Annotated in this window: 13 protein-coding genes and 1 pseudogene; 12 read left to right on the top strand and 2 right to left on the bottom strand. The window is 45.0% G+C overall.

Translation table 11 applies throughout. From position 1 onward, the window contains the following. Positions 1-72: 72 nt before the first annotated feature. On the bottom strand, positions 73-1,446 hold the full coding sequence (locus AB4484_RS17015) for an L-cystine transporter (protein WP_048611859.1): 1,374 nt from the start codon (positions 1,444-1,446) through the stop codon (positions 73-75). A gap of 185 nt (positions 1,447-1,631) precedes the next feature. Next, positions 1,632-2,327, bottom strand: a complete 696-nt coding sequence (locus tag AB4484_RS17010; RefSeq protein WP_017059149.1) for an NAD-dependent epimerase/dehydratase family protein — start codon at positions 2,325-2,327, stop codon at positions 1,632-1,634. A gap of 718 nt (positions 2,328-3,045) precedes the next feature. Here AB4484_RS17010 and AB4484_RS17005 point away from each other — a divergent pair. The 12 genes and pseudogenes from AB4484_RS17005 (at position 3,046) to AB4484_RS16950 (ending at position 16,112) form a co-directional block, all read left to right on the top strand. Next, positions 3,046-3,657: a flavin reductase family protein gene (locus AB4484_RS17005; protein WP_371721625.1), complete on the top strand. Its 612-nt coding sequence runs from the start codon at positions 3,046-3,048 to the stop codon at positions 3,655-3,657. Positions 3,658-3,715: 58 nt separating this feature from the next. Next, on the top strand, positions 3,716-4,762 hold the full coding sequence (gene cobT, locus AB4484_RS17000; protein ID WP_372079403.1) for a nicotinate-nucleotide--dimethylbenzimidazole phosphoribosyltransferase: 1,047 nt from the start codon (positions 3,716-3,718) through the stop codon (positions 4,760-4,762). Further along, positions 4,762-5,568: an adenosylcobinamide-GDP ribazoletransferase gene (locus tag AB4484_RS16995; RefSeq protein ID WP_050634474.1), complete on the top strand. Its 807-nt coding sequence runs from the start codon at positions 4,762-4,764 to the stop codon at positions 5,566-5,568. Before cobT ends, AB4484_RS16995 begins: the two co-directional genes overlap by 1 nt. 9 nt (positions 5,569-5,577) lie before the next feature. Next, positions 5,578-6,198, top strand: coding sequence for a bifunctional adenosylcobinamide kinase/adenosylcobinamide-phosphate guanylyltransferase (gene cobU, locus AB4484_RS16990; RefSeq protein ID WP_372079400.1), 621 nt, complete (start codon positions 5,578-5,580; stop codon positions 6,196-6,198). 9 nt (positions 6,199-6,207) lie between these two features. Next, positions 6,208-6,825: an alpha-ribazole phosphatase family protein gene (cobC, locus tag AB4484_RS16985; RefSeq protein ID WP_050634472.1), complete on the top strand. Its 618-nt coding sequence runs from the start codon at positions 6,208-6,210 to the stop codon at positions 6,823-6,825. A gap of 139 nt (positions 6,826-6,964) precedes the next feature. Then, on the top strand, positions 6,965-8,761 hold the full coding sequence (locus AB4484_RS16980; protein ID WP_048611426.1) for a M3 family oligoendopeptidase: 1,797 nt from the start codon (positions 6,965-6,967) through the stop codon (positions 8,759-8,761). 268 nt (positions 8,762-9,029) lie between these two features. Further along, entirely contained in the window at positions 9,030-10,058 is a 1,029-nt protein-coding gene (locus AB4484_RS16975; RefSeq protein ID WP_017057427.1) for a succinylglutamate desuccinylase, read from the top strand. A 133-nt stretch (positions 10,059-10,191) separates the two neighbouring features. Continuing rightward, positions 10,192-11,187: a vitamin B12 ABC transporter permease BtuC gene (gene btuC, locus AB4484_RS16970; protein ID WP_004734896.1), complete on the top strand. Its 996-nt coding sequence runs from the start codon at positions 10,192-10,194 to the stop codon at positions 11,185-11,187. Continuing rightward, entirely contained in the window at positions 11,174-11,932 is a 759-nt protein-coding gene (gene btuD / locus AB4484_RS16965) for a vitamin B12 ABC transporter ATP-binding protein BtuD (RefSeq protein WP_372079397.1), read from the top strand. The genes btuC and btuD overlap by 14 nt, the downstream gene beginning before the upstream one ends. Before the next feature lie 58 nt (positions 11,933-11,990). Then, positions 11,991-12,350 (top strand): DUF6559 family protein, encoded by a 360-nt coding sequence (locus AB4484_RS16960; RefSeq protein ID WP_017066163.1) that lies wholly within the window; start codon positions 11,991-11,993, stop codon positions 12,348-12,350. 461 nt (positions 12,351-12,811) lie between these two features. Next, positions 12,812-14,256 (top strand): annotated as a pseudogene (gbpA, locus tag AB4484_RS16955) (N-acetylglucosamine-binding protein GbpA). 389 nt (positions 14,257-14,645) lie between these two features. After that, a complete protein-coding gene (locus AB4484_RS16950) occupies positions 14,646-16,112 on the top strand; it encodes a lytic polysaccharide monooxygenase (protein WP_372079438.1) in 1,467 nt (488 codons plus the stop codon). The last annotated feature ends 123 nt before the right edge of the window (positions 16,113-16,235 follow it).

The raw sequence follows: 16,235 nt of genomic DNA, 5'->3' as shown, positions 1-16,235 counted from the left end.
AATAAAAAACCGATGCATGTGCATCGGTTTTTTTGTTTAACGAGACTCAAGTGCTTGAATCAATCGAACTCATTAAGCGTTCGCTTGTTCCAGATCTTGCTGCTTGTCTTTCTTGCCCAATAGGCGGCTTGTGATGGTACCGGCTGTCATTGCACCAGATACGTTAAGCGCTGTACGTGCCATATCGATAAGTGGCTCGATAGAGATAAGCAGTGCTGCAATCGTTACAGGAAGGCCCATAGCAGGAAGTACGATAAGTGCCGCGAACGTTGCACCGCCACCTACGCCAGCAATACCGAATGAGCTCACTGTGATAATAGCAATCAGAGACAGAATGAAGTTGATGTCCATTGGGTCGATGCCAACTGTAGGTGCAACCATGACTGCTAGCATTGCAGGGTAGATACCCGCACAACCGTTTTGACCAATCGTCGCACCGAAAGAGGCAGACAGGTTAGCAATCGCTGGTGGCACGTTTAGCTTAGTGATTTGAGCTTCAACGTTCAGTGGAATCGTTGCTGCAGAACTACGAGACGTGAAAGCGAACGTCAGTACAGGCCAGATCTTTTGGAAGTACTCTTTCGGGTTTACACCAACAAAAGAAACCAACACACCATGTACAACGAACATCAGTAGAATCGCAACGTAAGATGCAACGATGAAACCCAATAAGCTCAGGATGTCAGAAGCACTTGATGTTGCAACCACCTTCGCCATTAACGCTGCGATGCCGTATGGCGTGAGTGCCATGATCATCTTAACTAAGCGCATAACGATAGATTGTGCCGCTTCAACGAACGTACGGATTGGAGATTCTAATTCTTCTTTCTCAGCCATCACTTTACGAGCAGCAATACCCGTTAGCACACCAAAGATAACCACTGCGATGATAGACGTAGAGCGAGCGCCCGTTAGGTCTGCAAATGGGTTAGTCGGAATAAAGCTAATCAGCATCTGCGGAATTGTTAGGTCTGAAACGCTGCCGATGCGGCTTTCAAGTGTTGCGATACGTGCTGTTTCGCGAGCGCCTTCTGTTAAACCTTCAGCAGATAAGCCGAATGCTTGAGTCACAACAATACCAACAATCGCAGAAATCGCGGTTGTTGCTAACAGTACAGAAATGGTGATGCCAGAAATCTTGCCCAGTGAACCGCCTTTTTCAAGCTTCACTACTGCGGCAATCATTGAAACCAATACTAATGGCATGATCACCATTTTCAGTAGGCCAACATAGCCACGGCCAACAATGTTTACCCAATCAAGTGTTTCGTTGATGACCGGATTGCCTTCACCAAATAACAGCTGTAGACCAAGACCAAATGCGCTACCAAATACTAAACCGAGTAAAACGAGGCGAGAAAGTGTGTTTTCTTTTTTCTGCTGTCCGTAGAGAAAAAAGAGGATACCAGTGAATACCGCTAAGGCAGCGATAGCTGAAAATGACATTTGTTTTCCTTATGAATTTCTTTAAATCGATAGGGCGCTTAGATATATGGGCGCAAATACTGTTAGCTACAGTAGCGACCTGTAACAAAACGTAAAATAAGGAAAAGTAATTTATTAGAACGATTAGTAATATCCACTCAATAGGATGGGTGGATATTCAACATTGTGATGAATAGGTGAGCTTTTTAGCGATATTTTGCCAATAAATTGAGCATGTCACTTGACGAGTAAATTTCGATATTTTGGAAATTATTTTCGAATAACCGGAACAACATTGCTTTGGCTACGTCTTCCGACTGAATAGGGCGTAGGTTTTTGAACTTACCAAGCATAAATGGAGACAGCAGAGGAAAGACACTTTGCAGGAGTTTTTCATCAGCTCTAGGTTCATCACGCTCACCCACCAGAGGCCCAGGGCGTGCGATGAAAAGCTGCTTGAAGCCAATACGTTTTAAATTTTGTTCCATTTGTCCTTTACAGCGAAGGTAGTGCGAATAGGAATCTGGTGAAGCGCCATAGCTAGAAACGACCGCTACGCGTTGAACCCCAAGAAACTTCATCGACTGTGCGACTTGGCTAACCAGTTCCACATCGATTTTGCGAAGCGCTTCTTTTGATCCTGCCTTTTTCTTAGTCGTACCTAAGCAGATAACGCCAAGATTAGGCGTCGCATTCGTGTCATCCCAACTGGTAACTTGCAGGTCGCTGTGAATGAGTGTGTGGAGCTTGTTGGAATCAAACTGTGAATCTAACGCTCGGCGAGATAGGGCATAGATATGATCAACGGCGGGTTCATCGATGAGCAACTTCATCACATGATGACCAATTAACCCGGTTGCACCAGCTACCACGACCGATGTTTTGTCTCCAGAAATGCTCATTTTAATCCCTTCTTCACTCCACAAGTGCTTGTTTAATATAAACAGTGTTTGAATTTTAAGCGAATAAAAGTTTGTTAAACGAGTGGTCAGTAGTATGTGGGGAGTCGCCTGTTTATGGAAAAAGAGATGATTTAGTTTGGCTCGACGCATAAGTACGGTCTGAAGCATAAGTACGATATGAAACATAATGGCGGTGGGAAAGATAAATGCGGTTTGAAACTTAAGTTAGGCGTTAAACATAACAAAGCCCGCTGGGCGACGGGCTTTGTTACTTTTCTTGCTTCTTACTAGGTGAAGGATAGTGGGATTTTCCTTACCTTTTTGCTGGTTTTCTTACTTGATTTATTTGGTTTTCTTTTACTTGAGTTTGGAATCATTACACCTCCTAAATCGTTGTTCTGTTTTGTCTTTCAATCGATTGTCTTTCTTTGTGTAGCGTTAGTGTTGTGGGCATTCACTGTATGGGTACTTATCAATGGAGAGATTAACAAGTACTTTAAATAAAGCATAAACGATGCCAAAATGTAAGTTATTGATAAATCTATTATCAGTATTGTAGGTGTTTTAGGGTTCGTCAATTTGATTGTCAATTTGAGAAAAAACCAGTGTGATCTGTTTAAATTAAGAACACTCTCTACGGTTTCTGTTGATTAGGCATAGATACAGCATTGCTTAACACGTAAACTGAGTCGTAATTCACATAGACCAAGGACGTGCTATGAACCTCAAGCTTGATACTCTTGCTCCCACTCAGATTTATCACCTGATGACACAAACCGTTGTCCCTCGCCCTATTGCGTGGGCATTGACGGAATCTTCTGACCAAGAGTACAACCTAGCGCCTTTCTCTTATTTCACGCCTGTTTCTAGTAATCCGCCGCTACTGATGTTATCGGTTGGGAAAAAGCCTTCAGGTGAAATCAAAGACACTACTCGCAACGCCCTTGAAACGGGGAAGCTAGTGATTCACATTGCTTCTTCAAGTTCTGCAGAAACAATGACAGCGACAGCAGCTACCCTTGAACATGGTGATTCGGAAGTCACCGCGAATAACATTGAGCTAGTTGAATTTGAAGGATTTTCTTTACCGAGAGTGAAAGAGTGCGCGGTCGCTTTTGGCTGCACCTTGTACGAAGTAAAAGAGGTTGGAGAGGTGCCACAAAGCCTCATCTTTGCTCAAGTCGAAACCGTGTACATTTCCGAAGACGTGATCGACAAAGAGAGTGAACGTCTTAAGATTGATGCGTTGGCATTGGACCCTTTGTCTCGACTTGGTGGCGGTGAATACGCGACGCTTTCCAATGTGTTTTCTGTCGCACGCCCTAAGTAACAATCCCTAAGTAGCAGTCCCTAAATCAACGTACCCAGAATAAGCGTTTTTAAAAACTATGTTAGATACCCAATACTCGCAGTACATCCAACACCGAATTGACCAAAAAACCAAGCCACTCGGTGCGCTTGGCTTATTAGAAAAAGTAGCACATCAACTGGCATTGATTCAGAGCCAAGGCAAAGAAGCGGCGGTTGAACACATCGAATTAAATAAGCCAAGTATCATCATTTTTGCTGGCGACCATGGCATTGCTGACGAAGGTGTGAGTATTGCCCCAAGTGCGGTCACACAACAGATGGTGTTGAACTTCTTAAGCGGTGGAGCGGCGATCAATTGCTTCTGTGCGGTGAATAACATCGATATCACGGTAGTGGACACGGGGATATTGTTGCCTGTGGAATCTGACAGTGACATGTTGATCTCTCAGCGTTTGGGTACGAGAACCAATAACTTTGCCAATGAAGCGGCAATGAGTTTAGAAACGGTTGAGCGTGGGATTGACCTAGGTAGTGAGCTTGTCTCTAGAACCATTTCGAATGGCACCAATATCATCATGTTTGGTGAAATGGGTATCGGAAATACCAGCAGCGCATCAGCGATCTTAAGTGCATTATCGAATCGGTCTGCAGATGAGTGTGTTGGCCTAGGAACAGGCATCAACAATGAACAGCTTGCACGTAAAGTGGCTGTAGTTGAGCAAGGTGTTGCGCGTTGCAAAGGTTTAGAGCTTAAAGAAGTTAAAGGTATTAAAGAGGTACTAGCACAAGTCGGTGGCTATGAAATCGTTCAAATGGTGGGTGGTTTCCTTGGTGCTTACCAAAACAGAACCCCAGTATTGGTCGATGGTTTTATCGTGTCGGTTGCAGCGTATGTCGCGACCTTAATTGAACCGAGTTGCCGAGACTATATGATCTTCGCACATCGCTCTGAAGAGTCGGGGCACAAAATTCTGTTAGAGCTGCTAGACGCTGAGCCACTGCTCGATCTTGGATTGAGATTAGGTGAGGGCACAGGTGCTGTGCTAGCTATGCCAATTATTCGTGCGGCAGCCGAGTTCTATAACAACATGGCGAGCTTCGAAAGTGCTGGAGTCACAGTTTAATGAGTGATGCACCAGAAAGATCGTTGAAAGATCGAGTTACTTATCAGTGGGAGCTGTTTGCGCTGGCGATGGGTTTCTTTTCTCGCTTGCCAATGCCAAAGAACACGCCCTATTCATCAGAGCGAATGAATCGTTCTGGTCGCTACTTTTCAACGGTTGGTTTGTTACTTGGTGTTCTATGTGGCGGTGTGTTTTTGCTACTTGATACGGTACTTCCGAGTGCAGTGGCGATCTTTTTGATGATGAGTTTTAGCCTGATGCTCACAGGTGCATTCCATGAAGATGGTTTGACTGATATGGCGGATGGCATTGGTGGCGGCATGACTCTAGAACGTCGTTTGACCATCATGAAAGACAGTCGAATTGGTACTTATGGCGCGTCTGCACTGGTTATGGCTTTGCTCGGCAAGTGGGTTTTATTGAATGAACTCATAAGCATGACCGGACTGTTTATGGTTATCGTGACCAGTTATACCTTTAGCCGCGCGATTGCAGCATCACTGATTTACGACATGCCTTATGTTAGCGATTTAGATACCAGTAAAAGTAAGCCATTGGCCAACAAGCAAACCAAAGGTGAACTTGCCTTCTTATTGCTTGTAGGCGTGCTGCCTAGCCTGTGGTTTGGTCTTGAATTCGCTTTGGTTTTATCTGTCGTCGCCTATCTGTTCAGAACAGGTTTAAAAAAGTGGTTAACGGCTCGAATTGGCGGCTTTACTGGCGACTGCTTGGGGGCGGCTCAACAGTTGATGGAGTTGCTGACTTACCTTGTATTCATTACTGCATTTTATAATGGCTTTCTATAACGGCTTCCTATGACAAACACGAATCAAACTATTCAAGCTAGTCAAACTAATCAAGAAAGACAGCGAAACAGCCATCTGGTATTGGGCGGCGCTCGTTCTGGCAAGTCGAGTTTTGCAGAGCAACAAGCATTATGTGCGTTTGAAGCATGTTCAAATGGACGCCTTAACTATATTGCAACGGCCACTTATTTGGACGACGAAATGCGAGAACGAATCGCGCACCATCAACAACGTCGTGGTGAGCAGTGGATTGAGCATGAAGTACCCGTCGAGTTAGCCGAAAAACTGCAGTCTTTTGCGAAAGAAGATGTGGTGCTGATTGACTGCCTAACCTTGTGGTTGAACAACATCATCTTTGAACAGGGTGAAGACGCAACCAATGAACAGGTTGAAGCTGTGGTTGAAGTATTGGTCAAAAGCGTCGAGCAAAGCCCAGCGCAAATTATCATGGTGTCTAACGAAGTTGGCTTAGGTGTGGTGCCGTTGGGTAAAGTGTCGCGCTTATTTGTGGACAATGCAGGACGAATGAACCAAGCGCTAGCTCGCGTCGTTGAGCGCGTCACGCTGGTTGCTGCCGGATTGCCGCTGCTCTTAAAACCATCTAATCACTTGCTTGATACTCAAGGCTAGGTCGCACACATGGTCAATGGAACTACCAAAAACATCTATCTGCTAAGACATGGCAAAGTCGAAGGAAAAGCTGCGCTCAATGGTTTATCTGATGTGTTGGTCAACCCTGAGCTTCAAGAACAGATATGTGAGGCACTAACTACACAAGATATTACCTTTGATAGTGTGGTTACCTCGCCATTAAGACGATGCAGCGACCTAGCAAACCTGTATGCAGAGCGTCTGTCTGTGCCTTTGTCTGTTGCGCCAGGCTTTCAGGAAATGAACTTCGGTGAAGTTGATGGTGTCCCATTTGATGAACTTGAAGACAAGTGGGGAATGTTAGAAACCTTTTGGCAAGATCCTGCTAATCATCAATTAACTGGTGCAGAAAGTTTACAGGGCTTCCACGACAGAGTAACTCAAGCTTGGTCGCAACTTTTGAATGATCCAAGTGACAATATATTGTTGGTTACTCATGGTGGTGTGATTCGCATATTGTTAGCGCACTGCCTTGATATTGATTGGAAAAACCCGAGTTTGTACTCGAAGTTATCGATAGAAAACGCATCGATAACGCATATTCAAATCACTCAGTTTGCGCAGAGTTTTATCAGCGTTAAATCAATAGGGCTACCTGTTCTCTGAGTGTTCAAAAAACACAGTTTAAGAATTAACAAGCTAATAAATCTGTAAATAGAAACAGAAATAAGAATCGAAATATAAAGCGGCGTTCACAGCCGCTATACCTGATTGGTATTACTACCTACGTGAAAGGAATTTAGTCATGACAACACCAAGTTGGGATCTAAGCATTGCTTATAGCGATCTTAATGATGCAAAAATCGAACAGGACATTGAACTCATTCAGCAGTGCATTGAGCTGTTGAACCTACACGTTGAAAAGCGTCACATCATTCTAGCGATGCAAAACGCGATTCAGACTTCAGAAGCGGCAGGCACGCTACTCAGCACGATCAACACCTTCGCGAATTGTCACGCATCGGTAGACGCGACACACACAGAAGCTAAAGCACTGCTTGGTCGCGTCGCGAAGCTGAACTCTGAAATGTCTCAAGCGTTTAGCCCTTACGAAGACACGTTAATTCACGCAGAACCAGAATTTATTGATGCAGTATTAGAGCATGAGAGTGCGGACGTAGCAGGGCAGCGCTTTGCGATTGAAAGCTCTCGTAAGTTATCAAGTAGCCGACTCAGTGTTGCTGAAGAGCAGTTATTGGCAGCGATGAAGGTTGATGGCCGTGACGGATGGGGTCGTTTATACGATAACCTAACCGGATCTTTAAAACTGTCGCTAAAGCTGGACGGTGAAGAGGAAGCTCTAGGTTTTTCACAAGCCGCGAGCCTGTTGTATGGTAGCGAATTCGACAAACAAGAACCGGCATGGCGCGCGGTTCAAGGCGCAATGAAAACGCATCAAGAGTCTTTTGCTTCAATCCTAAATGCACTGGCGGGTTGGCGACTCACTGAAAACAAAAAGCGCTCGAAGATTAGCGATGTGCATTTCCTTGATCCAAGCCTACACGGCAGCCGCATTGTTCCAGAAACGCTAGACACCATGATGTCGGTAGCGAAAGCGAATCGAGCTGTTGGTCAGAAAGCGGGTTTGTTGATGGCAAGAGTTCACGGGCTCGATGAAATGAAGCCTTGGAATCATTTAGCAGCAATGCCACCACTGGGTGACGCTGAATCTAAGGTTTACCCATTTGATGAAGCGATCGAAGTGATTAAAACTGCATTCGCAGAAGTAAATCCAGAGATGGCTGATTTCGTCGCTTTGATGGTTGAGAACGGTTGGATTGATGCCGCACCAGCTGCCAACAAACGTTTAGGCGCGTACTGCACCAAGTTTGCTGCGACACGCACACCGCTTGTGTTCATGACATGGAGCGGTAGCCGCTCAGATTTAATGACATTGGCACACGAGCTAGGCCACGCGTTCCACAACTGGGTGATGAAAGACATGCCGTTGTGTCAAACACGCTACCCTATGACGCTAGCAGAAACCGCTTCAATTTTTGCAGAGAACATCGTTCGTGACCATCTATTGAAGCAAGCCCAAACACGCAATGAGAAACTTGAAATGCTGTGGGAAGAGCTTTCTTCTTCTTTGGCATTAATGGTGAACATTCCCGTTCGCTTTGAATTTGAAAAAGCCTTCTACGAGCAGCGTGAAAAAGGCGAGCTAACGGCTCAGCAGCTGTGTGACTTGATGGAAACGACTTGGAAAGAGTGGTACGGCGATGCAATGACAGAAGCCGACCCTTACTTCTGGGCGAGCAAGCTGCACTTCAGCATCTCTCAAGTAAGCTTCTACAACTACCCATACTTGTTCGGTTACCTGTTCAGTAAAGGTGTTTACGCTCAGCGTGATGCAAAAGGCGAGCAATTCTACGGCGATTACGTGTCGTTGCTTCGTGATACAGGCAGCATGATGGCGGAAGAAGTGGTTCAAAAGCACCTTGGTATGGACCTGACTCAAGCGGATTTTTGGCAACAAAGCATCGACATGGTCAAAGTTCAAATCGATGAATTTGAAAGATTGCTCGATCAGGAAGATTAATTGATCTCAATCTGTTCATGGCAGGTAAGAGCTGTGTTAGCTTACGTGGCTCTTATCTTGCTGAGATGACCAGAGACAACCAAAAGCTGCTCTAAATGGAGAAAGTTATTTGGAACAGATGTCGGTTAGCAAAATCAGCAGGTAATACAAAAATATATGGGTAGTATTTGTGAGTGATAACGGAGTTTCTATTGATAAGTGCGATCCTAGCAACACAATTTCTATGTACAATTTATTAACATACGGCCGTGCAATTAAGGAGTAGCGCATGACGAAGACCCTCTTTCGCCAATCATTTCTTTTTGACAGCCTAGATCTTGAGCAAGAAGTGGTTGCAGGACAGACCGTACTGAGTAACGGTGTTCAAATTAAGCTTCATCAACGCGGTGTATTGGAAGTGATTCCCGCAGAGTACAATTCTGAAACCAAGAACATCATCTTTTCAACAGGTGTTCATGGCGACGAAACTTCACCAATGGAGCTGATTGACAAGCTCATTGAGGATATTGAAACAGGCTTCCAAGTAGTGACAGCAAGATGTTTATTCATCATTGCTCACCCAGAAGCAACCAACGCGCATACTCGTTTTCTTGATGTGAATATGAACCGTCTGTTTGATGAAAAACAGCACGAAAGTAATCGAGAAGTGGATATCGCGAAGAACCTTAAGTACTTGGTTACTGAGTTTTACAAGGAAACGGTACCTGCTACTCGTTGGCACTTAGATCTACACTGTGCGATCCGTTTGTCCAAGCATTACTCGTTCGCCGTAAGCCCTAAGGTTCGCCACGAAGTACGCAGCAAAGCTTTGTTCGATTTCATCAACAGTGCTCACGTTGAAGCTGTGTTGCTATCGAATGCGCCAACCAGCACTTTCAGTTGGTACAGCGCTGAAAACTTCGAAGCGCAAGCACTGACAATGGAGCTGGGGCAGGTAGCACGAATTGGTGAGAACCAACTTGATAAGTTAACGGCTTTCGATTTGGCAATGCGCAATCTGATTGCTGAAATAGAACCAGAGCATTTACCAAAGAAAACCATTACTTACCGCGTAAGCCGAACCATTGTTCGTTTGCACGATGACTTTGATTTCATGTTCTCTGATGACGTTGAGAACTTTACGGCGTTCAAGCACGGTGAAGTGTTTGGTCATGATGGCGATAAGCCATTGATGGCGAAGAATGAAAACGAAGCGGTGGTATTCCCAAATCGTAACGTTGCTATCGGTCAACGAGCGGCCTTAATGGTGTGCGAAGTTGAAACTCGATTCGACCACGGTCAGCTTGTGTACGATTAATACCTAGTCGAACTAGAACGGCCAAAACAACCGCTCAACTGGTTGAAATATCAAGGTTCACATTACGGTGTGAGCCTTGAGTTTATTTAGGGATACAGGTAAGGTTACGCGAACAATTTCAAAGTAGCTTGATATGGATTTCCAACAACTTCTTCACCAAAAACAGCGCAAATGGACCCGAGCCATTTATCTGATGGCAGCACTGCTTGTCGCGCTGAGTGCGATTTACCTAATGGTTGGCGATCTTTTCATTTCCCCTCTGGGCACATTGTCCACGTTAGAACAAAAACTGCTGATTGATTTACGCTTACCTCGATTATTGGCGGCTATTGCCATCGGGGCAGGGTTAGCTGTATCTGGCGCAAGCTTACAAGTCTTATTGGGTAACGTATTAGCAGAGCCAGGTGTGCTCGGCATTTCTGGTGGCGCAAGTTTGGCGATGGTTATCGTGCTGTTCTTCTTGCCGTTTGCTCCTACACCAGAACTGTTCATGATTGCCGCCGTTTTAGGCTCGCTCTGTTTCACCGTGATACTGGTGAGCATGGTAAAAACGATGCGACTCACCACGGCTAAATTACTGCTGGTGGGTGTCGCATTAGGCATTCTTTCTGGCGCGATGGTGACATGGGCGTTCTATTTTAGTGATGACTTAAGCCTACGCTTGCTGATGTATTGGCTGATGGGCAGCTTAGGTGGCGTCACTTGGTATCAACACTCGCTTACGTTAGTGATGATCCCTGTGATTATTTGGTTGTGTTTGCAAGGCAGTAAACTAGACAAACTGATGATTGGCGAAACGCATGCCGCGCAACTGGGTGTGAACGTTCCGAGATTACGTTGGCGTTTAATTTTCGCTGTGTCTATTTTAGTCGGCTGCGCAGTTGCCTTAGGTGGCGTGATCAGCTTTGTTGGCTTGGTTGTGCCACACTTATTGCGTTTAGCGATTGGTACCGATAATCGATACCTTCTTCCTTTGTCTGCCGTTGCTGGTGCAGCACTGCTGGTATTTGCTGATATCTGTGCAAGAACCTTGCTAGATTCCGCAGAACTGCCTTTGGGTGTGATGACCACCAGTATAGGTGCGCCTATCTTCATTTGGATGTTAATTAAAAATCATGATTCAAATTAAGAGCCTGAGCGTTGGCGCTCGTTTATTACCACTATCATTTGAGCTCAAGCAAGGGCTGGTGACTCATGTCATCGGTCCTAATGGCAGTGGTAAAAGTACCTTACTCGAAGCGATATCTGGCGTTGGTGATGGTTACAAAGGCGATATAAAGATCGACGGGCAGGATTTGTCGGAGCTGTCTTTACAAGATTTATCATTGCATCGTGCTTACTTGTGCCAAAGCGCAAGGCCAGCCTTCAACTTAGAAGTGTTCCAATACCTTGCGTTGTCATTGCCAAGTTCATCGCATGGACTTGATGCTGAAATCAACGCAGCTTTGGAAGAGATAAGTCAGATGTTGGACATCACAGACAAACTTCATCGTTCAATTCAGACCTTGTCGGGTGGTGAATGGCAACGCGTTCGTTTGGCGGGAATGTGCTTGCAAATTTGGCCGATACTTAACCCATACGCGAAGCTGCTGATCCTCGACGAACCCGCAGCTCCACTGGATATTGCTCAAGAAGCCTTGTTGTACAAGCTCATTGAACGAGTGGCAGAGAAGGGCATTGCAGTGATCATGGCAAACCATGATTTGAACAGAACCCTGAGACACGCCGACCAAGTGTTGCTGCTTGATAAAGGCGTACTTCAAGCATCAGGCACAGCTGATCAAGTGCTTACCCCTGAGCAGCTAGAGTCCGTGTTTAACACCGAAGTCAAAAGTATCTCAGTCGACAATCAGACCTATCTTTTGTTTGGTTAAAAGACTAATTGGTTAAGCTGCTCATTGGGTTTAAGGCGAGTTAGTAAAGGAAGCAAATATGTTTAGATACATCCAAAGAAGAAGAATCAAAAAGGTGATTAAGTCTTTGTCAGCAAAGATGGTAAAGAGCTATGGAAGCCGTGATTTCTTCTCTATTGGACAGGTTGAAACAAGTTCTCGTGAGTTGAGTAAACGCCAACAACAGATTGCTTTAGCCTTGTTTGCGGATCCACAAGATCTTGCTGTTGAATTAGCTCCAACTATTCAGTTGCTGCGTAATGATGTGTCTAATGACTTCTTCGGCGGAGAAGACTACACAGCGCGAGATGTACTTAATCTATTGGGTGGCGGCGGTTGGAAGGGCGGTCGTATGGACGACGACATGTCACATCGCATGGGCATGCATAGCCGCTATTAAAGCTCTACCAAGCTCCCTCTATTTAAATCAACTTTGCATCAAAGCACCTTTATCTAATGTGACTCGTCAAAACCGTTATTTTGACAACAAACCCTCTACTTTCGCGTCAATGCGATATCCTGAACAGCCCGTTCAGACGTTTCTCACCTCTAGTCTCTCAGGTTCTTAGCCTGTTCCCTTGCTCTATTTATTGAATAAACTTCATAGTCTTCAGATGTATAAGATAATTTCCCCTTCGTATTACCTTTGATGAATATCAATCAGCCTTATTGAATAAATAATCCTACCTTCCTCGACCATGCTCAAATTGATTGATATGCATTTGCTTTATTAATGTTCGAGCCAAGTAACGGTTAATAGCAAATTGAGGTGCTTACTCAGTCAAACAAGTGGATAGGTAAACAAGCGAAGATCATTTTGTCTTGTTAATGGGAAATATGACGTCTTTAAGTGGAAATGTTATGAGAATCGGAATAGAGAAAACGGCTTTAGCCATCGCTTTGTCTGCGGCTTGTGGTGGCGCTATGGCACATGGATTTATATCGCTGAACGATGATGGCAACATCATAAGTCGTGTCGCTTTGTGTCACTTAGAAGATTCTGAAGGTCAGGCGAAGAACATGGACTGTGGCGACATACAGTATGAGCCACAAAGTGTGGAAGGCTTTGACGGCTTCCCTGAAGATGGCCCTGCTGATGGTTACATTGTCAGTGCTGAAATATTAATGGCAAGAAACCTAGATGAACAAACTTCAGAGCGCTGGCAGAAACGCCCAATAGAAGCGGGCTCTCAAGAATTTGAATGGACATTTAGAGCCAACCATATTGCGGCTGGTTTTAAATATTACATCACGAAAGAAGGTTGGGACCAAAATTCACCATTAGCGCGCTCAGAGTTTGACTTAAATCCCTTTTGTGAAGTTGATGCCCATGGAGAGATGACACAGAACACGGCGACTCACACGTGTAACGTGCCAGAGAGAGAAGGCTATCACGTGATTCTGGCTGTGTGGGATGTGGGCGACACCGACAAGGCTTTCTATAACGCGATTGATGTGGTGTTTGATGGTGATGATTCTCAACTTCCGGGTTGGGAAAAAGCAGGTCAGATAATTCCTACGATTAATTTGAAAGAAGGCGACGCGGTATATACGCGCGTGTTTGATGGATCTGGTGAAAACTCAGCGCTCAGTACTCGTATCGAGATTGCAAATAGTGAGGATGGCCAACCAAAGAACTGGTCTAAGGCATTAGCAACCAAAGTTAATGAAGATCGCAATAACATTAAGTCTGGCGTGTTGACTGAAAATGGTTTTGCACCTATTTACGGTGTGAACCCAATATATGTGAATTCTGACAGCGGTATTCAGCGTGTGGAAATAGGCTACGATGTTGAGGTGCCAGAACCCGATACGTCCCTTACGGTGAAGGTCTGGATTCAGAATACGTGATCGGAGAACAGGCAACCGTACTCGATTTATCATTGGTAGCTGGGGGCGATGCCCAAGCTGAACTCACCGTGTATAACCATGCTCGAGAGTCTTTAGCATACTGGAGTGGGGAGGTTGAAGATAACTCGTCAGAATCGGTATCATTACCTTTGTCTAAATCAGAGGCTGGTCATCATATGTTGGTAGTGAGTGTCAAAAACAGCGAAGGTAAATTGGTAGGCCAACAAATGATGGATTTCCATTTAGTTGATGCCGATGCGCCACCACCTGCACATGATTATGTCTACCCAGAAGGCTTTGGTAACTATGTTGATGGCGACGTCGTTTTATTTGAAGGCGAAGGTGTTTATCAATGTTACGGCCCATGGGCAGCAGAATGTAACAATGAAGCGTATCTTCCAGGCGTGGCAGCAGATCCAAATTGGGTTGAGCAACAATGGAAAAAGTTAGATTAATTACGAGTTAATCGAACTCACTTAGCTGTATATTAAATCTCCAGATGCAAAAGCGGCTTAATCATCGAGCCGCTTTTTTATTCACTTTGAATAATGTTCCCTCAATCAAGACGGAATACTGAGATCCAATAATTCGAAGCAACATCATCTATCGACAACGCATTTCTTTGAGTTGTGTGACTCTGATTCCTATCAATATAAAACCCGCTGTCATTGATAAAATTGACGTATATATTTTTCGTTGTTCTTCAAATAAAAACTATAAACCCTCGAAGTGCAATTTTGATTGGTAAGTGACCAGTTAATGTTGTGTGCAGGGTAAAATAATAGAGAGTGGGAAAGTGACAACAATAAATAATAATATTCTAAAAGTAGCAGTAGGTATGGCTATGCTATCGAGTGTGCCTTCGGTGGCAAATGCTCATGGCTGGTCTGAGTTTCCAAGTGCGCGTCAGAACACGTGTTACGAGCAAGGCGGGATTTGGTCGGGTACACCACCTAATGCTGCGTGTGCTCAAGCAAAAGACATTTCGGGTTCATACCCATTTGTTCAACGTAACGAATACGCTAAAAATGTTCAGGATTTCAATAACATCAATGCTGTAAAAGCGGCGATTCCTGACGGCACGTTATGTTACGCCAATGATTCGCAAAAACGCGGCATGGGTGCGCCTCATACTGGTTGGACTCGTACCGAGCTAAATACTGGTACGTTTGAATATGTATTCAATGCGACTGCGCCACACAACCCTTCTTTCTGGGAGTTCTACCTAACGAAACCAAACGCAGACCTAAGCAAAGGCCTAGCGTGGGGAGACTTAGATCTTATCCAAGAAGAGGGTAATGTTCCGGTTAATGGCGGCAAGTACCGCATTAATGTCACTATTCCTTCAGACCGTTCTGGCGATGCGATTCTATTCGTTCGCTGGCAACGTGATGATGCTGCGGGCGAAGGCTTCTACAACTGTTCAGACATCACTATCGCGGGTGGTACAACCCCTCCACCAGAGCCGGGTCCAGAGCCTGATCTAGTGCGTGGTGATTTGTTTGTTTCAGACCAATTTGGAACGCCAGAAATTGGTGACACCGTTAAGTACGACATCATCAACAAGTATGGTGAAGTAGCGCGTAGCTTCGACATCGTCATCGATGCTTCAAACGTTAACGATTGGGCTCGTTTGTTAGCTTCAGAAATTAATGGCTGGCACGAAGAGTTTAAAGATGGCGCGATCTTCATTGGTGACTGGCATGCTGAAATGCAGCACTACATGTATTTCCAAAACGATCCTTCACGTAACTTCTTCAACTCAAAAGATAGCCGTGCTTCTGGTCAGTTAACGCTGATTGATGGTGGCGACGGTGGTGTTGAACCACTGAAAGGTGACATCTACGAGCTAGTGAAGAGTGACAATGTAGTGAATGCTGGCGATAAGGTTGTGATTGCAACAAGCGAAGCGGCAAATCTAACTCAAACTCAAGGTTCTTCTGTAAGCATTCAAAATAACGGCACGGCTTCTATCGTAGTGGATACCACTGGCATCACTGCAAACGAAACTCTATCGTTTATGGCTAGCTCGATTGAAAGCGACAGTGTTGAAACCTTTACTTTCGAGGTGATTGCTGATGACGGTGGCGTAACACCAGACCCAGATCCAACGCCGGATCCTGATCCGACTCCTGACCCAGACCCTACGCCAGACCCGGGCTCGTGGGACTCATCAGCGACTTACCTTGGTGGTGAAGTCGTGACTTACTCGAACCAGTCATGGAAAGCACAATGGTGGATTCAAGGTGGTACAAACCCTAAAGCGACCTACGAAAATGACAAATGGGGCGTTTGGCGTCCAGCGAACTAATTTAACTATCGTTAGTTAATTAGCTTTAAAGGAATAACCAAGGCACCACACTTTTTGACGAGTGTGGTGTCTTTTTTATTGGAAAGGCTTAATAAGCGAAATAGATTTGATTTCTATTGGTTT

It is taken from the genome of Vibrio sp. 10N.261.46.A3 (genome assembly GCF_041472995.1).
GTDB lineage: Bacteria > Pseudomonadota > Gammaproteobacteria > Enterobacterales > Vibrionaceae > Vibrio > Vibrio coralliirubri.
Note: the sequence above shows the minus strand (reverse complement) of the source record. Positions and strands in the feature narration are given on the sequence as shown.